This is a genomic window from Olsenella sp. An188 (genome assembly GCF_002160255.1).
Classification (GTDB): domain Bacteria; phylum Actinomycetota; class Coriobacteriia; order Coriobacteriales; family Atopobiaceae; genus Thermophilibacter; species Thermophilibacter avistercoris.
Genome location: NZ_NFKF01000001.1, coordinates 159921 through 181125, shown reverse-complemented (window position 1 = coordinate 181125; position 21205 = coordinate 159921). Strand labels below are relative to the sequence as shown.

Sequence of the window (21205 nt, the reverse complement as noted above, 5' to 3'; positions counted from 1 at the left end):
TCACGGGAGCCGCACGTGGAACCAAAGAGGGACTACTACGAGGTGCTCGAGGTGCCTCGGGACGCCGACGCAAAGACCATCAAGCGCGCCTTCCTCAAGAAGGCGCGCAAGCTTCACCCCGACGTCTGCAACGAGCCTGACGCCGAGGAGCGCTTCAAGGAGGTCAACGAGGCCTACTCGGTGCTCTCCGACGACCAGAAGCGCGCCAACTACGACCGCTATGGGGACCCGGCCGGCCCCGCGGGCTTTGGCTCGGACTACGTGGACGTGTCCGACATCTTCGGCGGCGGGGGCTTCGGCTTCGGCGACATCTTCGACTCCTTCTTCGGCGGGGCCGGGCGCGCCGGGCAGGCCCAGCGCACGCGTGGTCGCGACATGGGGATCAGGCTCTCCATCACCCTCGAGGAGGCGGCCGCGGGCTGCCGCAAGACCGTCGCCTACACGCGCCTCGCCCCGTGCGAGGACTGCGGCGGCACCGGCGCCGCCGAGGGCGGCCGCACGCACGCGTGCGAGCGCTGCCACGGCACCGGTCGCGTCGTCGAGGTGCAGCGCACCATCTTCGGGCAGATGCAGACGCAGACCACCTGCCCGGTCTGCCACGGCCAGGGCCAGGTCATAGACCACCCCTGCGAGACCTGCGACGGCCAGGGGCGCGCCCCCTCGCGCGAGAAGGTCGAGGTCCAGGTCCCCGCCGGCGTCCACTCGGGGCAGACCATCACCATCTCCGGCAAGGGCGAGGCCGGCGTGCGCGGCGACGCCTCGGGCGACCTCGTGGTGAGCGTCGAGGTGAGCGAGTCGAGCCGCTTCGAGCGCCGCGGGGACGACCTCTACTGCACCGTGCAGGTCGACGCCCTCCAGGCCATCGTCGGCACCACCGTCACGATCGACGGCATCATGGAGGGCGAGCGCGTGACCGTGGAGGTGCCCGCGGGCTGCCAGTTCGGCCAGCAGGTTGTCGTCGAGCGTCGCGGCATGCCGCGCATGGGCATGATCGCGCGGGGCAACCTCGTCGCCGTGGTCCAGGTAGAGACCCCGCGCGACCTCACCAAGAAGCAGATCCTGGACATCGCCTCCATCGTCGCGGAGCGTTCGCTCGAGCCCGGCGACGCCGCCGACGCCCCGGACGACGTCAGCCCCGAGGAGCGCGAGGGCTTCTCCGCCGCGGCCGAGAACGTGGCCGAGCACTTCGCCAAGGGCTGGCGCGCGCCCAAGAACCCGTTCGGCAAGGGTCGCCGGTGAGGCCGGTCCCGCCCGGGGACGTCCCGGGCGTCGCCCTCGTCAACCTCGGCTGCCGCGTGAACCGCGTCGAGCTCGACCTCATGGCCTCCGAGCTCGAGCGCGCGGGCGTGCCGCTCGTAGACGAGGGCGAGGCCGCGGCGGTGGTCGTGAACACCTGCGCGGTGACCGCCGAGGCCGAGGCCAAGACGCGCAAGGCCGTGCGCCGCGCCGCCCAGGCCGCGCACGCCCCGCTCGTCGTGGCGACGGGCTGCGTGGCGAGCCTCTTCGCCGACGAGCTTGCCGCGCTCGCCCCCAACGTCGTGGTCGAGAAGGACAAGGGGCGCGTCGCGGCGCTCGTGCTCGAGGAGCTGGGGGTTCCCTCCTGCGGCGTCGGCGACGCCGGCGCGCTCGCGCATGCGCCCACGCCGACGGGGAGGACGCGGCCCGGGATCAAGGTCCAGGACGGGTGCGACAACCGCTGCACCTACTGCATCGTGTGGCGGGCCCGCGGCGCGGCGCGCTCCCTCGAGCCGGCCCGCGTGGTCGAGGCGGTGCGGGCGGCCCAGGCCCGCGGCGCGCGGGAGGTCGTGCTCACCGGCATCAACCTGGGGAGCTATCGCGCGAGCGACGAGCGCGGGCGCGAGCTGCGGCTGCCCGGGCTGCTCGAGCTCCTGCTCGAGCGCACGGACGTCGAGCGCGTCAGGCTCTCGTCGATCGAGCCCCCCGACGTCACGCCCGAGCTCTGCTCGGTCATGGCCGGCGCGGGGGAGCGGATCGCCCCCTTCCTGCACGTGTGCCTGCAGTCGGGCTGCGACGAGACCCTTCGGCGCATGGCGAGGGTCTACCGCACCGACCTCTTCCGGCGCGTCTGCGAGACGGCGCGCGAGGCGGTCGCCGGCATGGCCCTCGGGACCGACCTCATCGTGGGCTTCCCCGGCGAGACGGACGACGAGTTCGAGCGCTCCCTCGCGTTCTGCCGCGAGATGGGCTTCGCGCGCATGCACGTGTTCCGCTACTCGCGCCGCCCGGGCACGCCCGCGGCGACGATGCCCGACCAGGTGGGCGCCCGGGAGAGCGCCGAGAGGAGCCGCCGTGCGCGCGAGCTGGCGGCCGAGATGCGCCTCGAGCGGGCGCGCGAGCTCGTCGGGTCGGAGGACCTCGTGGTCGTGCAGTACCCGGGCCGCGGCGTTTCGGGCGGGCTCTTCGACGTGGAGGTCGACCCGGCGCTGCCGGTGGACTCGCTCGTGCGGGTGCGCCTCGCCTCCGTGCGCGACGACGCCACGCTGGTGGGGGAGGCCCGCTAGGGTCCCGGGAGGACCGCCGGGCCGCCATCCGCTATCATCGAGGGGAGAAGGAGCCGTCACAGGAGGAGCATGGAGCCGACCCAGGTTCGCCTCACCATACCCGACTCGGTTGACCCGACCGCCCTCATGGGGCCGGCGGACTCGCTCCTGCGCCGCGTCGAGGACAGCTTCGACGCCATGATCTCGGTGCGCGGGAACCAGGTCACCCTCTCGGGGCCCGCCGACGTCGTCGACCAGCTGACCTCGGTCTTCTCGCGCCTGATCCGGATCGTCGAGGCGGGGGAGACCCCGACGGCGCACGACGTCGACCTCGTCGTCGACCACGTCCGCCACGGGGCCGCGGCGAGTCTCCCGAGCGCCGACGACGTCCTGCTCACCTACCACGGGCGCGCGATCCGCCCCAAGACGACGGGCCAGAAGCGCTACGTCGACGCCATCCGCGGCAACACGATCACCTTCGGGGTCGGTCCGGCGGGCACGGGGAAGACCTACCTCGCGATGGCCATGGCCGTGGCCGCGCTCAAGCGTCGCGAGGTGAGCCGCATCGTGCTCACGCGCCCCGTGGTCGAGGCGGGCGAGTCGCTCGGCTACCTCCCCGGCACCCTCGCCGAGAAGCTCGACCCCTACGTGCGCCCGCTCTACGACGCGCTCTTCGACATGACCGACATGGAGAGGGCGGGCGCCCTCGTCGAGCAGGGCGTCATCGAGATCGCCCCGCTCGCCTTCATGCGCGGCCGCACCTTCAACAACGCCTTCGTCATCCTCGACGAGGCCCAGAACACCACGCCCGAGCAGATGAAGATGTTCCTCACCCGCCTGGGCTTCTCTTCAAAGTTCGTGGTCACCGGCGACGCCTCGCAGCGCGACCTCGCCGGGGTGGGCGGGCTGGACTCCGCCCGGCGCGTCCTCGACGGAATCGACGACATCGCCTTCGTCGACCTGGACCGCAACGACATCGTCCGGCACACGCTCGTCGCCCGGATCGTTGACGCCTACGCGGGCGACGTCGCGTCGAGGGAGGTAAGCCATGGGCAACGAGTATGACCTTTCCTGCGAGGAGGGCGTCCGCCCCCTCATCACCGAGGAGGAGCTGCGCGCCGACTGCGACCTCGTGCTCGAGCGCGAGGCGGGAGGGCGGCCGTGCATGGTCTCGGTCTCGCTCGTGAGCGAGGAGCGCATCCGCGCGCTCAACGACGCCTGGCGCGACGTCGACGCCGCCACCGACGTGATCTCGCTCGAGTGCGAGCGCCCCGACGACCCGTCGCTCGCGCCCGGCGAGCCCTGCGAGCTCGGCGACGTCGTCCTCGCGCCCGCCTTCATCGCGCGCCAGGCCGCCGCCTTCGGCACGACCGAGGCGGACGAGTTTAGGCTGCTGCTCACCCACGGGCTGCTCCACCTGCTCGGCTACGACCACCTCGAGGAGGACGAGGCCCAGCAGATGGAGGCGCGCGAGGAGGAGCTTCTCGCCCTCATGCCCTGCGACGAGCCCATCACGGGCGTGGTGCTCACCCGGCACCGGGAGGACGTCGAGGCATGATTCCCGGATCGAACAGCGACCACCCCGACTTCCGCAAGAGCTTCCTCTTCGCCATCCAGGGCTTTCGCACCGCGGTCGCCACGGAGCGCAACATCAAGGTCATGCTCGCCGTGGGCGCCTGCGCCGTCGTCGCGGGAATCTTCTGCGGGCTCGACCTGCTGAGCTGGGCCGTCATCCTGCTGTGCTGCGGGGTGGTCATCACCGCCGAGCTGCTCAACACCGCGGTCGAGACCGTGGTCGACCTCGTGTCGCCCGAGTTCCACCCCCTCGCGGGACGCGCGAAGGACATCGCCGCCGCGGCCGTCTGGGTGCTCTCGGTCCTGGTGGCCGTCGTGGGGGTCCTCGTCTTCGCAAACGCAATTCTCAACTAGTGGGGTACGCCCCGGGAGGTCACGCATGAGCGACAAGTATGCCGACAAGAGCGCCGCGCCCGCGGAGGCACCGACCTTCAGGAGCGGATTCGTGGCGCTCGTGGGCCGGCCCAACGCGGGGAAGTCGACCCTGCTCAACGCCTGCATGGGCGAGAAGGTCGCCATCACGAGCCCGGTGGCGCAGACCACGCGCCGCCGCATGCGGGCGGTCATCAACACGCCGAGCTCCCAGCTCGTGATCATTGACACGCCGGGCCTGCACAAGCCCAAGGACGCGCTGGGCAGCGAGCTCAACCGGGCGGCGCTCGCCGAGCTCGCCGACGCCGACGCGGTCGCCTTCCTCGTCGACGCGACCAAGCCCGTGGGCCGCGGGGACGAGTGGGTCGCGCGCCACGTGGAGAGGGCCGACGCCGACTACAAGCTCCTCGTGCTCACCAAGGCAGACATAGCCGGCCCCGAGCAGGTCGCCGCCCAGCTCGAGGCCGCCCGCGCGCTGGGGAGCTTCGACGACGAGCTCGTGGTCTCGGCCACCGAGGGCTTCAACGTTGACGCCTTCGTGGGCCTCGTCTCGGAGCACCTGCCCGAGGGCCCCAAGTGGTTTCCCGACGACATGGACGTGGACGCCACGCCGGAGGACCTCGTCGCCGAGTTCGTGCGCGAGAAGCTCTTCCTCCACCTGCGCCAGGAGCTGCCCCACTCGGTCGGCGTGCTCTGCGAGAGCCTCGACGTCGCCGACGACGGGCACGCCTCGATCGAGGCCACGATCCTCGTCGAGCGCGACGGCCAGAAGGGCATCGTGCTGGGGCGCGGGGGCCAGATGATCAAGCGCGTGGGCACCGAGGCGCGCCGCGACATCGAGCGGCTCCTCGGGCGCAGGGTGTACCTCGACCTCACCGTGCGCGTGGCGCCGCAGTGGAGGCGCGACGAGCGCGAGATCCGCCGCCTGGGCTACGGGCTCGACGAGGGCTAGGCCATGGCGGGGAGGCGCACCTACCGAACGCGCGCGATCGTGCTCGACCGCACCAAGCTCGGCGAGACGGACCTCATCCTCACGCTCCTTTCGGCCGACGGCTCGCAGGCGCGCGCGGTGGCCAAGGGGGCGAGAAAGCCCGGGGGGAGGCTGGCCGCGCGCGTCGAGCTCTTCTGCGAGACCGACTTCCTGCTCGCGCAGGGGCGCTCGCTCGACGTGGTGAGCGAGGCCTCGCTCGTGGAGCCGCACGCGGGGCTGCGGGGCGAGTACGAGCGCGTCGCGGCCGCGAGCGCCGTCGCGGAGGTGGCCCGGCTCACCTGCTACGAGGACGCCCCGGACCCCTTCCTCGCGCCCGTCTGCTCGCGTGCCCTGAGGGCCTGCGAGCAGGCCACGGACCAGGCGCACCTCGACCTCGTCGTGGCCGCCTACGCATGGAAGGTCCTCGCGCACGGGGGCTGGAGGCCCGAACTCGCGAGCTGCTGCGCCTGCGGGGACGAGGCGGTGGCGTGGTTCTCGTCCGCGGCGGGCGGCGCGCTCTGCGCGAGCTGTGCCCGCGAGGTCGCCGGGGCCCAGCCGCTCTCGGCCGGGGAGCTGGCCTGGCTGCGCGCGACGCTCGCCTGCACGTTCGACGAGCTCCTCGGCTCTGGGGTCGACGCGCAGACCGCCTCCCTGCTGCTCGCGCTCGCTCACTCCTGGGCGGCCACCCACCTCGACGCCCGCATGCGCGCCATGGAGTTCATGGCCGGCGTGTAAGGTAGCAGCCTCGCGTTCTTCTCGCCGGCGCGGGCGGGTTTGCGGCATAATGGGCGGCCGAGAAAAACCGTCAGGAGGGGAGACCCATGCCCAAGCGTCCCGTCATCGGCGTCGTGCCGCTCGTCGACCACAAGCTCGAGAGCCTCTGGATGCTGCCAGGCTACTTCGATGCCGTGTCGGAGGCCGGAGGCGTGCCCGTGATGCTTCCGCTGACCGCCGACGCCGAGCAGCTTTCCCGCGCGCTCGACGTGGTGGACGGCGTGGTGGTGACCGGCGGGCAGGACGTGGGCCCCGCCCTCTACGGCGAGAAGGACCCCGAGGCCGTCGCCCTCTGCGGCGAGCTCTGCGGCGAGCGCGACGCCATGGAGGCCCTTCTCGTGCCCGAGCTCGTGGCGCGCGACGTGCCCACGCTCGGCATCTGCCGCGGCATCCAGGTGATCAACGCCGTGCTCGGCGGCACGCTCTGGCAGGACCTGCCCAGGCAGCGCCCCTCCGACGTGGAGCACCACGGGCAGCCGCCCTACGACCAGCCGGTCCACGTGGCCAGGGTGCTTCCGGGCACGCCGCTCGCCGCGTGCGTGGGCGCCGGCGAGCTGCCGGTGAACAGCTACCACCACCAGGCGCTGCGCGACGTTGCCCCGGGCCTTTCGGTCATGGCCGATGCGACCGACGGCGTGGTCGAGGCCGTCTGGCGGCCCGCCTCGCGCTTCCTCTGGGCGGTGCAGTGGCACCCGGAGTTCGCCCACAGGGTGGACGAGCCGAGCCGAAAGATCTTCTCGGCCCTCGTGGATGCCGCCCGCGAGGGGTAGCGCGCCCGCGCGGGCCGGTCTTGCCACAGACGCCGTGCGGTTGGGCGGCATGTTTGATACGGGGCTCACGCGTGCATCAAACATGCCGCCCAATCCCCGCGCTCTGGCGACAAGAACGACGCGTCCGGGCGTCTCCGGGGCGCCGCCGGCCGGGGTCGCATCAAGGATGGCACCCAGTCGGGTGCGGTTTGCGGCAGGAGGGGGCGTCCGGCCGACGCAGCGGCGCCCGGACGCACAGTCGGGGCGGGTTTGTGGCACACGGCCGCCCCGGGGTGCGGACATCCCCCTGGACGGCCGCCCGCGCCGCCGTCCTTCTCGCCGGCCCGCGCGCCCGCGCGTGGAGAAGCCGTGCCGGGAAGAACGACCCCGCGCCCCGGCCGCCCATGTGCTACACTCCCTGAGGTCAGTACCCCGCACCTGGAGGCCCGCCGCTGCCAGACGGCCATCCCAGTTCGGGGCGAATCTATGTGAAGGGAGTTTTACCATGGCAGTTTCCAAGGAGCGCAAGGCCGAGCTCGTCGCGCAGTACGGCGCCAGCGACAAGGACTCCGGTTCCGCCAACGTGCAGGTCGCCCTGCTCACCGAGCGCATCAAGGGCCTCACGGAGCACATGAAGACGCACCCGAAGGACTTCCACACCCGTCGCGGCCTGCTGATGCTCGTCGGCAAGCGTCGCCGCCTGCTGTCCTACATCAAGGCTCGCGACATCGAGGAGTACCGTGCCCTCATCAAGAGCCTCGGCATCCGCGACAACATCCAGTAGGTAGGTACTTCGAAGGGCGCCTGCGGGCGCCCTTCTCTGTGCGCCGGAGAGAGGCGAAGGCGCACCGCGGGCATCCGGCCCGCAAGACGGCCCGCCTGCAACGGGGCAGGCGGAGATAAGGGAAAAGAAATGGCAAAGGTTACACACGAGTTCGACCTCTACGGCAAGCACTACGCCCTCGAGACCGGCGAGCTGGCGAAACAGGCCACGGGCGCCTGCGTCGTGAAGTCGGGCGACTCCACGGTCCTTCTCACCGCCGTGGTCTCCAAGGAGCGCAAGGACTACGACTTCTTCCCGCTCACGGTCGACTTCATCGAGAAGATGTACGCCGTCGGCCGCATCCCCGGCGGCTACCTCAAGCGCGAGGCGCGCCCGTCCGAGAAGGCCACCCTCACGGCCCGCATGATCGACCGCCCGCTGCGCCCGAGCTTCCCTGCGGGCTTCCGCAACGAGGTCCAGGTCGTGGCCACCACGCTCGTGGCCGACCAGGTCAACCCGGTGGACACCATCTGCGTCATGGCGGCGTCGGCCGCCCTCACCGTGGGCGGCGTGCCCTTCGAGGGCCCGCTCGCGTGCGTGCGCATCGGGCGCGACCGCGACACCCACGAGTTCATCGTGAACCCCACCTACGAGGAGCGCGACAACTCCGACCTCGACCTCGAGCTCGGCGGCTCCGCCGACTTCATCTCCATGCTCGAGGCGGGCGCCGAGGAGATCTCCGAGGAGGACATGCTCGCCGCCATGGCGTTCGGCCAGGAGGCCATCGCCGCGTTCTGCGCCGAGCAGGAGAAGTTCTTCGCCAAGGTCCGCGAGGCCAACGGCGAGTTCCCGCAGCGCGAGTACATCCTCGACGAGCCCATCGCCGAGGTCCACGACCGCGTCTTCGCCCACTACGACGAGATGGAGGCCGCCCTCAAGGACGCCGACAAGCTCGCCCGCCAGGACAAGGTCGCCGAGCTCAAGGAGCGCATCCGCGCCGAGTTCACCGAGGAGGAGCAGGCCCAGTGGAGCCGCGCCATCCCCGTGGAGCTCAAGGCCCTCGAGAAGCACGCCATGCGCCTCATGGTCGTCCAGACCGGGGAGCGCGTGGACGGCCGCACGCCCACCGAGGTGCGCCCGCTCATGGTCAAGGGCGACTACCTGCCGCTCGTGCACGGCTCCGGCCTCTTCCAGCGCGGCCAGACCCAGGTGCTGTCCGTCTGCACCCTCGGCATGCTCAACGAGTGGCAGCGCCTCGACACCATCGAGCCCGTCGACGGCAAGCGCTACATCCACCACTACAACTTCCCGCCGTTCTGCACCGGCGAGACCGGCCGCATGGGCAGCCCCAAGCGCCGCGAGATCGGCCACGGCAACCTCGCCGAGCGCGCGCTGCTGCCGGTGATCCCGTCCGAGGACGAGTTCCCATACACCATCCGCGTTGTCTCCGAGGTCATGGAGTCCAACGGCTCCTCCTCGATGGCCTCCACCTGCGGCTCCACGCTCGCCCTCATGGACGCCGGCGTGCCGCTCAAGCGCCCGGTCTCCGGCGTGGCGATGGGGCTGATCCAGGAGGAGGGCAAGACCGTCGTCCTCACCGACATCCAGGGCCTCGAGGACTTCCTCGGCGACATGGACTTCAAGGTGACCGGCACCACCAAGGGCATCACGGCCATGCAGATGGACAACAAGGCCACCGGCCTCACGCCCGAGATCCTGCGCTCCGCGCTCATGCAGGCGCACGAGGGCCGCATGTTCATCCTCGACGCCATGCTCGACGCCGTGCCGGGCGTGCGCGAGAAGACCAAGGAGTCCGCGCCGCAGATCATCAGCCTCCAGATCCCCACGGACAAGATCCGCGACGTCATCGGCTCCGGCGGTAAGGTCATCCGCGGCATCCAGGAGGACACCGGCGCCACGATCGACATCCAGGAGGACGGCACCGTCTTCATCGCGGGCGTCGGCGGCGCGGGCGACGCGGCGGCCGAGCGCATCAAGGCCATCGTCAAGGTCCCCGAGGTCGGCGAGGAGTACACCGGCCGCGTCGTGGGCATCCAGCCCTTCGGCGCCTTCGTCGAGCTGCTGCCCGGCAAGGACGGCCTGCTGCACATCTCCCGCGTGGCGCAGGGCCGCGTGGACAAGGTCGAGGACGTCCTCAACATCGGCGACGAGGTCAAGGTCCGCGTCCTCGAGGTCGACGAGAAGGGCAAGATCAGCCTCGACCGCATCGACAAGCCCGAGGCCCCGGCCGGCTCGCACGGCCGCGGCCACGACGAGGGCGGCGAGAAGGACCGTCCGCGCCGCGAGCACCGCGCGCCCCGTCGCCGCCCCGGCGACAAGGGCGAGGCGGGCGGCAACGGCGAGCGCCGTCAGCCTCGCCGCCACCACGGCGCGTAGGTCCCGGGAATCGGCCTGAGGGGCCGGGACGTCTTTGCGTGGGTCGCCTCGTGAGGGGGGGCTCGCGCGGGCGTCCCGGCCCTTCTTTCGTGCCCGTGCCGGGCCTAGCGCGGCGGGCGTGAAACTCTCGTGGGGGTCGGGAGCGCGCGTTCTTCTCGACTACAATAGACAGCGTATGCGCAAAGGCTGCGGCCGGGCGTGTCAGCGACGCCCGGCCGTCTCATATGAAGGAACGCTCTGCGAAAGGAACCACCCAGGAATGCCCAAGAAAGACATAGCCCTCAAGATCATCCCGCTCGGCGGACTGGACGGCATCGGCAAGAACATGACGGCCTTCGAGTACGGCGACGACATGATTCTCGTCGACGCCGGCCTGATGTTCCCCGATGAGGGGCAGCCCGGCATCGACCTCATCCTGCCCGACTACACCTACGTGCTCGAGAACGAGGACAAGCTCCGCGGCATCATCATCACGCACGGCCACGAGGACCACACCGGCGCCCTGCCGTACCTGCTCCAGGACCTCACCCGCAAGGTGCCCATCTACTCGAGCAAGCTCACCCTCGGCATCATCCAGGGCAAGTTCGACGAGCACGGCATCAAGAACCCCAAGACGCGCGAGGTGAGCGACGGGTCCACGATCACGCTCGGCGCCTTCAACGTCACGTTCTTCTCGATGACGCACTCCATCCCGGCCGCCTTCGGAGTGTTCATCTCCACGCCGGCCGGCACCGTCATGCACACCGGCGACTTCAAGTTCGACCAGACGCCCATCGACGGGCGCCGCCCCAACTTCCAGGCCATCAACAAGTTCGGGTCGCAGGGCGTGGACCTGCTGCTCTCCGACTCCACCAACGCCTGCCGCCCCGGCTTCACGCCCTCCGAGGCCGCGGTCGGCCGCGACCTGCGCCACGTCATCAAGAACGCCCCGGGCCGCGTCTTCGTGGCGGCGTTCTCGAGCCACATCCACCGCCTGCAGCAGATCTGCGACGCCTCCGTGGCCGTGGGTCGCAAGGTCGTGGTGACCGGCCGCTCGATGGTCACCAACACCAAGGTCGCGCGCGACCTCGGCTACCTCAGGATCGACGACGAGGACATCATCGACGCCTACGACGTCGACCGCATCCCCGACGAGAAGATCGTGGTGCTGTGCACCGGCAGCCAGGGCGAGCCGCTCTCGGCGCTCGCGCGCATGGCGACCGGCGAGCACAAGTCGCTCTCCATCCACGAGACCGACACCGTCATCATCTCCGCCACGCCGATCCCTGGCAACGAGAAGAGCGTCCAGGCGATCATCAACTCGCTCTCCAAGATCGGCTGCGAGATCTACGACAAGAGCAAGGGCCTCGTGCACGTCTCCGGCCACGCCAGCGCCGAGGAGCTCAAGCTCATGCTCGCCATGGCCAAGCCGCGCAACTTCATGCCCGTCCACGGCGAGGCGCAGCACCTGCGCGCCCACGCTGAGCTCGCGCGCCAGATGGGCGTGCCCGAGAACCGCATCTTCATCCTCGACAACGGCGACTCGCTCGAGCTCTCCAAGCACAAGGTCCGCCGCGGCCGCGCCGTGGAGTCGGGTGTCGTCTACGTCGACGGCGGCACGGTCACCGAGGCCAACCCGGTCGTCCTGCGCGACCGCCAGAAGCTCGCGCAGGACGGCGTGGTTACCTGCACCGTGGTGATCTCCAAGCGCAGCCGCTCGGTCGGCGCGGTCGAGGTGTCGAGCCGCGGCGTCTCGTCCTCGACCGACGAGCTCCTGCTCGAGGAGGCGGCCGGGCTCGTCCGCTCCCAGGTCGAGCGCCTCGCCTCCCAGGGCGGCGCCACCAACATCGACGTCCTGCGCCGCGGCGTGAGAAACGCCCTCTCCAACCAGCTCTGGAACAAGACCCACACGCGGCCGATGATCATCCCGGTCGTGATGGAGGTCTAGATGCCGGCCAAACGCAGCTCAAACGCAGCAAAGAAGGGCCGTCAGTCTGGGAAGGCGCGCTCCGCAGCCCGTCGCCGCGCCCCGCGCGCGACGATGGTGGGCACGGTCCGCGGCGACATCGTGGGCGTCGTGGTGGCCGTGTTCGCCGTGGCGCTCCTTGCCGCGCTCGTCTTCCCGACGTCGGCCGTCGTGACGAGCGCGGTGCACGACTTCCTCGTGCTCTCGTTCGGCGCCGCGGCGCCGCTCGTCCCCGTGGCCATCTTCGTCTTCGCCACCACGTTCTTCCTCGACGGGGACGAGCCGGTCTCCGGGCGCGTGGCGCTCGGGCTCGCGCTCATCGTCGTCGCGGTGCTCTCCATGCTCTCGCTCAACCACCCCGGCGCGGCCGAGGCCCCCGAGCTCGTCTTCGACGTGGGCGCCGCGGAGCTCTCCGGGGGCTACGTGGGCGGCGCCGTCGCCTACTGCCTGCTCACGCTCGTGGGCGTGGTGGTGGGCAACGTCGTGCTCGTCGGCGTCGTGGCGGCGGGCGTCGTGGTCTGCGGCTTCTCCATCTCCGGGGCGGTCACGAAGGCGCGCTCGCGCCTCTCCCAGGCGGCCGAGGCACACGGGGAGCGGGTGCGCGAGCGCCGGGAGCGTGCGATCATCGACGCGGCCGCGGACGAGGAGGCGCTCGTCGCGGACGAGCCGCAGGCCTCGCTCTTCGACGAGGGGGGCTCCTCGAAGACCACCTTCATCGGAAACCGCAAGACGACCGTCCTCAAGCGCGCGCCGCGCGCGAGGGGGGCTGCGCGGGACGAGGCGCCCGAGGCGGAGACGACCCTGCTCGAGCGGCCTGCGGCGGAGGGCGCCGCGCCGTCGGGGCCCGCGGCGCAGGCCGCGGTCCCGGCGTTTCTCGGCGAGCGTCGCGCTGGCAAGGGGCGTCGGCGCGAGCGCGGCGGCCCGGCCGGTCCCGCGCCCAAGGCGCCCGAGACGATCACGCGCCCCGGGGACGCGGACGAGTCCTACCACCTGCCGCCCCTCTCGATCCTGCGCGCCAACCCCGACGCGTCGGGAACCTACGGCGACGACGAGGAGCTCGGAGCCACCGCCGTCAAGCTCCAGGGGACCCTCGAGGAGTTCGGCCTCTCGTCTCGCGTAGAGGGCTGGATCGCGGGTCCCTCGGTCACGACGTTTAAGATCTCCATGGGGGAGGGCGAGCGCGTCAGCAAGATCGTCAACCTCGAGGACGACATCGCGCTGTCGCTCGCCGCCAAGTCGGTGCGCATCTTCGCCCCGATCCCGGGCACCTCGCTCGTCGGCATCGAGATCCCCAACGAGAAGCCCCAGCCGGTGTTCCTCTCCGACGTGCTGCCCTTCGCCACGGGGGGGCCGCTCGACTGCGCCTTCGGGCGCGACTCCGAGGGCAACCCGATCGTGGTCGACCTCGCCGGCCTCCCGCACCTGCTCGTGGCCGGCACCACGGGATCGGGCAAGTCGGTGCTGCTCAACGCCATCATCATGTCCATGCTCATGCGCGCCACCCCCGAGCAGGTCCGCCTGATCATGGTGGACCCCAAGCGCGTCGAGTTCACGGGCTACGCCGGGCTGCCCCACCTCTACGTCCCCGTCGTGACCGAGCCGCGCCAGGCGGCCTCGGCGCTGCAGTGGGGCGTCACCGAGATGGAGCGCCGCCTCAAGGTCTTCGAGCACTACAAGGTGCGCGACATCAAGACGTTCAACAGAAACGTCGACGGGGACAAGTACGCCGACATGGAGAACCCGCCCAAGCACATGCCGTACTTCGTCATCGTCATCGACGAGCTCGCCGACCTCATGATGGTGGCCGGCAAGGACGTCGAGTCCTCCATCGTGCGCATCGCGCAGCTCGGCCGCGCGGCCGGCATCCACCTCATCGTCGCCACGCAGCGCCCCTCGGCCGACGTGGTCACCGGCCTGATTCGTGCCAACATCGACAACCGCGTGGCGCTCTCGGTCGACAACTCCATCAACTCGCGCATCATCCTCGACCAGAAGGGTGCCGAGCAGCTCCTCGGCAAGGGCGACATGCTCGTCAAGCTGCGTGGCAGGAAGCCCCGCCGCGCGCAGGGCTGCTGGGTCTCCGACGAGGAGATTGAGCAGACCGTGAAGTTCGTGCGCGAGCAGGTCACGGCGGACTACCATGAGGACATCCTCACGGCCGTGGTCCCCAACGCGCCCGGCTCCGCCGAGCCGGGGGCCGCGCGCGACGACGACCCGCTCGTCTGGGAGGCCGCGCGCATCGTCGTGGAGTCGCAGCTCGGCTCCACCTCGAGCCTCCAGCGCGCCCTCTCGGTCGGCTACGCGCGCGCGGGCAGGATCATGGACATGCTCGAGGCCAAGGGGGTGGTCGGGCCGGCCAACGGCTCGAAGCCTCGCGAGGTCCTTCTCGACAAGGACGGTCTCGAGGAGCTGAAGGTTCAGGAAGCGGCGTATCAGGAGGTGAGCTAGCAGATGGCACGTCCGCGTTTCAGCGAGGCGCTCGTCGCACGTCGCCACGAGCTCGGCCTCTCCGTGAGCCAGGCGTCCAAGATTCTGAAGCTTCGCGAGGACGTGCTCGTCGCCTTCGAGGAGGGGGACTACGAGCACATGCCCCAGAGCGGGTACGCCCAGGGCATGCTCTCGAGCTACGCGCGCTACCTCGGCCTCAACGCCCGCGAGATCGTCGACCTCTTCCAGGAGGAGCTCTACGAGCACCGCCACGGCACCGCCTCCCATGAGCTCAGGCGCCGCACGCGCCAGACGCAGTCGGGCCGCGGCCTCGCCGGGTACGACGTCGTGAACGAGGCCGGCTCGCGCCCCAAGGCCTACGTCGAGTACCGCCCGCTGCTGCCCACCTCGGGCGGCCCCGCGGGCGACATGGGCGACTTCGCCACGAGCTCCCCCGCGCGCCCGAGGACCTCTGTCCCGCTCGCCGGCACGGGGGCGCCCGCGCCCGGGACCCGCTCCTACTCCGCCTCGTCCCTCAGCCAGGACTACGGGCGCGAGGGGCAGAGGCGCCCTTACAACTCCGCCCCCCAGCGCCCCCGCACCCCCCAGGCGAGCGCGCGCCGGCGCTCTTCGGGGCGCAGACGGCGCCCGGACGACCAGGCGAGCCGCCTCATCTCCGAGGGGCAGCGCACGACGGTCGGCGCCGGCCGCGACGGCGGCCGCGCGGGCATGGCGTCCGGGAGGCTCTACCGCCGCGACGACGTCAGCACGCGCCGCGTGCGCCCGAGCGAGTACACCGACGACCTGCGCTACGACGACCGCGCCAACCCCTACTCGCCCGCCTCGACCATCTCGGGGCGGCGCTCCTCGAGAAACATCGCCGCCGTCGAGCGCCCCAACGTCCGCCGGCGCGCCTCGGGCGGCGGCCGCGGCCGCGCGCCGCGTCGCGGCGGGATCGCGGGGTTCCTCTCAGACCCGCGCAGGGCGCTTCTCGCCCTGGTGCTGCTGCTCGCGCTCGTCCTGACGGCCATCCTGGTCCTCTCGGTGAGCTCGTGCGTGAGCGGCAGGAACCAGCCCGCGCAGACGGGCCAGGTCGTGAGCGTCAACAGCGCCGACCAGCAGTCCGGGGACGCGTCGGGCTCCCCCGAGGACGACGCGTCGGGCTCCGAGGGCGACTCCACCGCCGACGGGGGAGACTCCGCTGCCGACGCGGGCGACTCCGCCTCCGGCGACGCGTCGCAGGACGCGGGGGACGCCGCGCAGGGCGCCGCCGGCCAGGACGAGCCCACGCCGGAGGAGACCGTCGTGGAGGTCTCCGTGGCGAGCGGCCAGGTCTCCTGGGTCGAGATCACCTGCGACGGGGAGAGCGTCTTCGTCGACAGCGTCACGGGTCCGTGGACCCAGTCCTACACGGTTCACGACTCGATCAACGTCCAGGTCACGAACCCCGACGTCGTGACCGTCACCGAGAACGGCGAGCGGAGGGACTTCTCGGAGCGCGCGGGAGGGCTCGGCTCCCTCACGATCGAGGGGACGCCGCTTCCCGAGGAGGGCGACGCGACCTCCGGGGAGGGGACCGACTCCGGCACGACGAGCGGCTCCGCCGGGGCGTAGAAGATACCGACGGGGCGCGTCCCCGCGAGAGAGGAGCTTCACATGGCAAAGGAATCGAGCTTCGACGTGGTGTCCGTCGTCGACATGCAGGAGGTCGACAACGCCTACCAGCAGGCGGCGCGCGAGCTCACGCAGCGCTACGACCTCAAGGGGACGGGCGCCACGCTCGAGCTCTCCAAGAAGGAGGGGTCCTTCAGGATCGAGGCGCCCTCCGAGTTCGTGGCGAGCCAGGTGCGCGACGTCCTGGCGACCAAGCTCACCAGGCGCGGCATCGACCTCGCGGCGGTGCGCTGGGCCGACCCGCAGGGCGCCTCGGGCATGACGGTGCGCCAGAGCGGAACCGTCGTCCAGGGCATCGACGCCGACACGGCCAAGAGGATCGCCAAGGACATCCGCGACCTCAAGGTGAAGGCCAAGGCCACGATCGAGGGCGACAAGCTCCGCGTGAGCTCCGCCTCCAAGGATGTCCTCCAGTCCGTCATCGCGTCGCTCAAGGAGCGTGACTATGGCCAGCCCCTGCAGTTCGTCAACTACCGCTAGCGACCGCGCGCCGCGCGTCCTGTTCGTGACGCTCGGCTGCGCCAAGAACGAGGTGGATACCGACCGCATGCGCGCGCTCATGCTCGCCGCGGGCTTCGAGGAGACCCTCGAGGCCGGCGACGCCGACGTCGCCATCGTCAACACCTGCTCGTTTCTCGCCTCCGCGACCGAGGAGTCGGTCGAGGCGACGCTGTCGCTCGCCGAGGAGCGCAGCGAGGGCGTGCGCGCGTGCCCGATCGTGATGTGCGGGTGCGTCCCCTCGCGCTACGGCGACGCCCTGAGCTCCGAGCTCCCCGAGGTGGCCGCCTTCGTGCGCGCCGAGGACGAGGACGGCATCGTGGGCGTGGCGCGCGAGGTGCTCGGGCTTCCGGACGAGGGCGCGGCCCCCGCCTGCGCGGGCCCGCTGCGCACCGTCGAGGGGGCGAGCGCCTTCGTCAAGATCTCCGAGGGGTGCGACCGCTTCTGCACCTTCTGCGCGATCCCCTACATCCGCGGGCGCTACCACTCCCGTCCCGCCGAGGAGATCGTCTCCGAGGTCGAGGCCCTCATGGCCGGCGGCGTGCGCGAGGTCGTGCTCATCGGGCAGGACACCGGCGTGTGGGGCCGTGACCTCGGCGAGGGACAGACCCTCGCGACGCTCCTGCGCCGGGTCGCCGAGGCCGTGCGTCCCCACGGCGGGTGGGTCCGCGTGCTCTACCTGCAGCCCGAGGGCATGACCGACGAGCTCGTGGCCACGATCCGCGACGTGCCCGAGGTCCTGCCCTACATCGACATCCCCATCCAGCACTGCTCCGAGCGCGTGCTCAGGGCCATGGGGCGCTCCGGCTCCACCGAGGAGCTGCGCGCGCTCTTCTCGCGCCTGCGCACGGAGATCCCCGGCATGGTGCTGCGCACCACGGGCATGGCGGGATTTCCCGGCGAGACGGACGAGGAGGCCGACGAGCTCTACGACTTCATCGCCGAGCAGGAGTTCGACTACTGCTCCGTCTTCGCCTACTCGCAGGAGGAGGGCACCCGCGCCGCCTCCATGGACGGCCAGGTCGACGAGGCCGTGAAGCTCGAGCGCACCCAGCGGCTCGTGGACCTCACCGAGCAGCTGGGCTTTGCCGCAACGGCCGCCCACGTCGGCGAGCGCGTCCAGGTGATCGTCGACGGAGTCGAGGAGGGCGAGGACGGCCCCGAGCTCATCGGCCACGCCTGGTTCCAGGCCCCCGACTCCGACGGCGCCGTCCACATCCCGTTCGGGGAGGCCGCCGTCGGCGACATCGTGACCGTGGACCTCGTGGACTCCTTCTGCTACGAGATGGTGGGCGAGCTCGTGGGGGAGGCGGAGTAGATGGCGGCCGAGAAGGGCGTCTGGACGCCCGCCAACGTGGTGACCTGCGTGAGGATCGCCTTCATCCCGGTCTTCATGGTCGTTGCCCTCGCTGCCGACGGAGCTTCGGAGGCGTCGCTCGCGGTGGCCGCGTTCGCCCTCTACGCGACCCTCTCGCTCACCGACAAGGTGGACGGCTACCTCGCGCGCTCCCGCAACGAGATCACCGACTTCGGGAAGTTCCTCGATCCCATCGCCGACAAGCTCCTCGTGTTCTCCGCGCTGCTGCTCCTGCTCGAGCGCGGCGACGTCTCGGTGTGGGTCGTCTTCGTCATCCTGCTGCGCGAGTTTCTGGTGAGCGCGCTGCGCATGGTCGCCGCGAGCAGCGGCGAGGTCATCGCCGCAGACGGCCTCGGCAAGGCCAAGACCGCCGTGACGATGGTCTCCCTGTGCGGCTACTACCTCTACTACGCGCTCTCGGCGCTCGGCAGCACCGACCTCGCGGGCATGGTGTGGCTCATCTCGTGGGCCCTCATGATGGCCGCCGTCGTGCTCACCGTGATCTCGGGCGCGCAGTACTTCTGGAACGCCCGTCACGTCGTCTTCGGGTCGTAGGGGGCTCGCGTGGGCGAGAAGACCATCCTCGCGGACGACCCGGAGCTCTTTGACGCGTCGGCGGAGCTCGTGCGCCTTGCGGGGTCGGCGGGCATCACGCTCGGCACGGCGGAGTCCTGCACCGGCGGACTCGTCTCGGGCTGCCTCACGGCGGTGAGCGGCTCCTCCGCGGTGGTTCGCGGCGGCGTCGTGAGCTACGCCGTTCCGGTCAAGCAGGCGCTGCTCGGCGTCACCGACGAGGTCGTCTCGACGCCGGGCGTGGGCGTGGTGTCGGGGGAGTGTGCAGAGCAGATGGCACGCGGGGCCCGGCTCGCGCTCGGCTGCGACGTCGCCGTCTCCGTCACCGGCATCGCCGGCCCGGGCGGCGCCGAGCCGGGAAAGCCGGTTGGCACCGTGTGGCTCGGCCTCGCGACGCCCGGGGGCGCCCGCTCGCTGCTCTGTCGGTTCGGGGGGGACCGCGCCGAGGTGCGGAGGCAGGCCGTGCGGCGCGCGCTCGCGCTCCTGCGTGAAGGCGTCGTGGAGACGGACCGGGGCGCCTGACGCGCCCGTCCCTCCGGTCGCCTTTCGGGCGAGGCGCTGACGTGCTCGAACGTGGCCGTCGCGCCCGCGGGCACCCCGTCCGCGGAGGTTCGCGGAAGGTTCGTGGAAGCCTCGCGCAAGCTCGCGCTGCTATGGTCTTCCCACCGGCCTTGACTGGGAACGGTTGTTCGTATACCATCACGTCGACGGCAAAGCGAGGGAGAGACCATGGCCAAGAGCAAGGGCATCACCAAGGAGATACATCCGCGTACGACCGGCGAGGAGCGGGACAAGGTCCTCAAGGCCACCACGGACGAGATAGAGAAGAAGTTCGGCAAGGGCGCCATCATGAAGTTTGGCGACGGCGGCCCCAGCCTCGAGGTCGAGGCGATCCCGACGGGCTCCATCGCCCTCGACGCCGCGCTCGGCATCGGCGGCGTCCCGCGCGGCCGCATCGTGGAGATATACGGGCCCGAGTCCTCCGGCAAGACCACGCTCTCGCTCGAGATTCTCGCGGAGGCCCAGGCTATGGGAGGCGTCGTCGCCTTCATCGACGCCGAGCACGCGCTCGACCCGGGCTACGCCGCCCGCATCGGAGTCGACATCGACGAGGTGCTCATCTCCCAGCCCGACACCGGCGAGCAGGCCCTCGAGATATGCGACATGCTCGTGCGCTCCGGCGCGATCGACGTCGTGGTCGTCGACTCCGTCGCGGCGCTCACGCCCCGCGCCGAGATCGAGGGGGAGATCGGCGACTCCACGGTCGGCCTCCAGGCCCGCCTCATGAGCCAGGCGCTGCGCAAGCTCGCCGGCTCGCTCTCCAAGTCAAACACCACCTGCATCTTCATCAATCAGCTGCGCGAGAAGATCGGCGTCATGTTCGGCAACCCCGAGACCACGCCGGGCGGCCGCGCCCTCAAGTTCTTCTCGTCGGTGCGCATGGACATCCGCCGCGTCGACTCCATCAAGGTGAACGGCGAGATCGTGGGTAACCGCGTCCGCGTCAAGGTCGTGAAGAACAAGGTCGCGCCCCCGTTCAAGCAGTGCGAGTTCGACATCATGTACGGCCAGGGCATCTCCAAGGAGGGGTCGATCCTGGACATGGCCGTCGACTACGGCATCGTGAGCAAGTCGGGCTCCTGGTTCACCTACGACCAGGAGCGTCTCGGCCAGGGCCGCGAGGCGGCGAAGGAGTTCCTCGCCTCCAACCCCGACCTCATGGACGAGATCGACCATCGCGTCCGTGTCGCGTGCGGGCTCGAGCTCGGTGACGAGCGCGTCGGCGAGCCGCTCGAGGTCGCGACCGAGGACGCCCTGTAGTGGCCGCCCCGCTCTGGGAGGTGAGCCTGCCGGAGCGCGGCGCCCGGTCGTCATCCTGGTCTCGGCCTCGGGCCGTCCTGAGCGTGACGAGCGAGTCGCACGGCTCCGAGGAGCTCCACATCCCCGTGGCCGTGGGCAGGCGCCTCGCGGCGCGCGGGGACGAACTCTCGCCCGGCTCGCGCGCCGAGCTGCTCCACCTCCTCGCCGAGGAGGAGCGGAGCTGCGGGAGGCTTCGCGTCGAGGAACTCGTGGGCAGGAGGGACTTCTCCGCCGCGGAGCTCGAGCGTCGCCTGCGCGAGGAGGGGTACCCCACCGGCGTGTCCGCCGAGCTCGTGGGCCGCGCGAGGGAGTGCGGCCTGGTCGACGACGCGCGCTTCGGAGCCGCCTTCGCCCGCTCTAAGGTCGCCGCCGGCTGGGGGTGCGCGAGGATTGAGTGCGAGCTCGAGCGTCGCGGCGTGAGCCCCGAAGCGGTCGAGGGCTGGCCCGAGGAGTTCGTCTCGGCCGGCGAGGAGCGCGAGCGCGCGCTCGCGCTCGCCTCGAGACGCCGCCTGACCGGCAGCAACGACTATGCAAGGATCGTCAGGTTCCTGTGCGGCAGGGGCTTCTCGCCCTCGCTCTCCTGCGACGTGGCGCGCGAGGTGGTGGACGCCGCCCGATAGCCGCGTCTACCACGGGCTCATTTGACAGAAAGCTTACGTTGACGCTACGATGGACATGCTATTGGAGCGCATTCTCACGCTGGCTGGCCAGCTGATGTCCATATTCTCGGGATCTATCGCGTTAGCCGTCACTGGGGCGGCACTCGGCAC

General features: G+C 71.0%; 19 protein-coding genes. All 19 read left to right on the top strand.

What is annotated here, in order from left to right; genetic code table 11:
* Positions 1–15: 15 nt before the first annotated feature.
* The 19 genes from dnaJ (at position 16) to B5F23_RS00830 (ending at position 21055) form a co-directional block, all read left to right on the top strand.
* A complete protein-coding gene (gene dnaJ / locus B5F23_RS00920) occupies positions 16–1239 on the top strand; it encodes a molecular chaperone DnaJ (protein WP_087350510.1) in 1224 nt (407 codons plus the stop codon).
* Positions 1236–2522, top strand: coding sequence for a MiaB/RimO family radical SAM methylthiotransferase (locus B5F23_RS00915; protein ID WP_087350506.1), 1287 nt, complete (start codon positions 1236–1238; stop codon positions 2520–2522). Before dnaJ ends, B5F23_RS00915 begins: the two co-directional genes overlap by 4 nt.
* A gap of 69 nt (positions 2523–2591) precedes the next feature.
* On the top strand, positions 2592–3566 hold the full coding sequence (locus B5F23_RS00910) for a PhoH family protein (protein ID WP_087350505.1): 975 nt from the start codon (positions 2592–2594) through the stop codon (positions 3564–3566).
* Complete coding sequence (gene ybeY, locus B5F23_RS00905; RefSeq protein WP_087350502.1) at positions 3550–4059, top strand: rRNA maturation RNase YbeY; 510 nt, start codon at positions 3550–3552, stop codon at positions 4057–4059. Before B5F23_RS00910 ends, ybeY begins: the two co-directional genes overlap by 17 nt.
* On the top strand, positions 4056–4430 hold the full coding sequence (locus B5F23_RS00900; protein ID WP_087350501.1) for a diacylglycerol kinase family protein: 375 nt from the start codon (positions 4056–4058) through the stop codon (positions 4428–4430). Before ybeY ends, B5F23_RS00900 begins: the two co-directional genes overlap by 4 nt.
* Before the next feature lie 25 nt (positions 4431–4455).
* The gene (gene era / locus B5F23_RS00895; protein ID WP_087350498.1) at positions 4456–5400 is read left to right on the top strand and encodes a GTPase Era; all 945 of its coding nucleotides are present in this window, start codon (positions 4456–4458) and stop codon (positions 5398–5400) included.
* A 3-nt stretch (positions 5401–5403) separates the two neighbouring features.
* Complete coding sequence (gene recO, locus B5F23_RS00890; protein WP_087350495.1) at positions 5404–6153, top strand: DNA repair protein RecO; 750 nt, start codon at positions 5404–5406, stop codon at positions 6151–6153.
* A gap of 86 nt (positions 6154–6239) precedes the next feature.
* On the top strand, positions 6240–6962 hold the full coding sequence (locus B5F23_RS00885) for a gamma-glutamyl-gamma-aminobutyrate hydrolase family protein (protein WP_087350492.1): 723 nt from the start codon (positions 6240–6242) through the stop codon (positions 6960–6962).
* 484 nt (positions 6963–7446) lie between these two features.
* Positions 7447–7725 carry a 30S ribosomal protein S15 gene (gene rpsO, locus B5F23_RS00880; protein ID WP_087350489.1) on the top strand — a complete coding sequence of 93 codons (279 nt, stop codon included), beginning with the start codon at positions 7447–7449 and terminating at the stop codon, positions 7723–7725.
* A gap of 129 nt (positions 7726–7854) precedes the next feature.
* Positions 7855–10101 carry a polyribonucleotide nucleotidyltransferase gene (locus tag B5F23_RS00875; protein WP_087350486.1) on the top strand — a complete coding sequence of 749 codons (2247 nt, stop codon included), beginning with the start codon at positions 7855–7857 and terminating at the stop codon, positions 10099–10101.
* Between the two features lie 259 nt (positions 10102–10360).
* Positions 10361–12028 (top strand): ribonuclease J, encoded by a 1668-nt coding sequence (locus B5F23_RS00870; protein WP_087350483.1) that lies wholly within the window; start codon positions 10361–10363, stop codon positions 12026–12028.
* On the top strand, positions 12029–14494 hold the full coding sequence (locus B5F23_RS00865; RefSeq protein ID WP_087350480.1) for an FtsK/SpoIIIE family DNA translocase: 2466 nt from the start codon (positions 12029–12031) through the stop codon (positions 14492–14494). It begins immediately after the preceding gene.
* Positions 14495–14497: 3 nt separating this feature from the next.
* Positions 14498–16087, top strand: coding sequence for a helix-turn-helix domain-containing protein (locus tag B5F23_RS00860; RefSeq protein ID WP_087350477.1), 1590 nt, complete (start codon positions 14498–14500; stop codon positions 16085–16087).
* 42 nt (positions 16088–16129) lie between these two features.
* Complete coding sequence (locus B5F23_RS00855; protein WP_087350476.1) at positions 16130–16627, top strand: YajQ family cyclic di-GMP-binding protein; 498 nt, start codon at positions 16130–16132, stop codon at positions 16625–16627.
* Complete coding sequence (gene rimO, locus B5F23_RS00850; RefSeq protein ID WP_087350473.1) at positions 16593–17963, top strand: 30S ribosomal protein S12 methylthiotransferase RimO; 1371 nt, start codon at positions 16593–16595, stop codon at positions 17961–17963. Before B5F23_RS00855 ends, rimO begins: the two co-directional genes overlap by 35 nt.
* Positions 17964–18557 (top strand): CDP-diacylglycerol--glycerol-3-phosphate 3-phosphatidyltransferase, encoded by a 594-nt coding sequence (gene pgsA, locus B5F23_RS00845; RefSeq protein ID WP_087350470.1) that lies wholly within the window; start codon positions 17964–17966, stop codon positions 18555–18557.
* A gap of 9 nt (positions 18558–18566) precedes the next feature.
* Positions 18567–19097: a CinA family protein gene (locus tag B5F23_RS00840; protein WP_087350467.1), complete on the top strand. Its 531-nt coding sequence runs from the start codon at positions 18567–18569 to the stop codon at positions 19095–19097.
* Positions 19098–19304: 207 nt separating this feature from the next.
* The gene (recA, locus tag B5F23_RS00835; RefSeq protein WP_087350464.1) at positions 19305–20396 is read left to right on the top strand and encodes a recombinase RecA; all 1092 of its coding nucleotides are present in this window, start codon (positions 19305–19307) and stop codon (positions 20394–20396) included.
* On the top strand, positions 20396–21055 hold the full coding sequence (locus tag B5F23_RS00830; RefSeq protein ID WP_087350462.1) for a regulatory protein RecX: 660 nt from the start codon (positions 20396–20398) through the stop codon (positions 21053–21055). The genes recA and B5F23_RS00830 overlap by 1 nt, the downstream gene beginning before the upstream one ends.
* The last annotated feature ends 150 nt before the right edge of the window (positions 21056–21205 follow it).

Excerpts from the sequence above, each read along its gene's own strand:
- B5F23_RS00910 (WP_087350505.1), top strand. The coding sequence starts at position 2,592 with ATGGAGCCGACCCAGGTTCGCCTCACCATACCCGACTCGGTTGACCCG.
- ybeY (WP_087350502.1), top strand. The coding sequence starts at position 3,550 with ATGGGCAACGAGTATGACCTTTCCTGCGAGGAGGGCGTCCGCCCCCTC.
- B5F23_RS00900 (WP_087350501.1), top strand. The coding sequence starts at position 4,056 with ATGATTCCCGGATCGAACAGCGACCACCCCGACTTCCGCAAGAGCTTC.
- era (WP_087350498.1), top strand. The coding sequence starts at position 4,456 with ATGAGCGACAAGTATGCCGACAAGAGCGCCGCGCCCGCGGAGGCACCG.
- recO (WP_087350495.1), top strand. The coding sequence starts at position 5,404 with ATGGCGGGGAGGCGCACCTACCGAACGCGCGCGATCGTGCTCGACCGC.
- B5F23_RS00885 (WP_087350492.1), top strand. The coding sequence starts at position 6,240 with ATGCCCAAGCGTCCCGTCATCGGCGTCGTGCCGCTCGTCGACCACAAG.
- rpsO (WP_087350489.1), top strand. The coding sequence starts at position 7,447 with ATGGCAGTTTCCAAGGAGCGCAAGGCCGAGCTCGTCGCGCAGTACGGC.
- B5F23_RS00875 (WP_087350486.1), top strand. The coding sequence starts at position 7,855 with ATGGCAAAGGTTACACACGAGTTCGACCTCTACGGCAAGCACTACGCC.
- B5F23_RS00870 (WP_087350483.1), top strand. The coding sequence starts at position 10,361 with ATGCCCAAGAAAGACATAGCCCTCAAGATCATCCCGCTCGGCGGACTG.
- B5F23_RS00865 (WP_087350480.1), top strand. The coding sequence starts at position 12,029 with ATGCCGGCCAAACGCAGCTCAAACGCAGCAAAGAAGGGCCGTCAGTCT.
- B5F23_RS00860 (WP_087350477.1), top strand. The coding sequence starts at position 14,498 with ATGGCACGTCCGCGTTTCAGCGAGGCGCTCGTCGCACGTCGCCACGAG.
- B5F23_RS00855 (WP_087350476.1), top strand. The coding sequence starts at position 16,130 with ATGGCAAAGGAATCGAGCTTCGACGTGGTGTCCGTCGTCGACATGCAG.
- rimO (WP_087350473.1), top strand. The coding sequence starts at position 16,593 with ATGGCCAGCCCCTGCAGTTCGTCAACTACCGCTAGCGACCGCGCGCCG.
- pgsA (WP_087350470.1), top strand. The coding sequence starts at position 17,964 with ATGGCGGCCGAGAAGGGCGTCTGGACGCCCGCCAACGTGGTGACCTGC.
- recA (WP_087350464.1), top strand. The coding sequence starts at position 19,305 with ATGGCCAAGAGCAAGGGCATCACCAAGGAGATACATCCGCGTACGACC.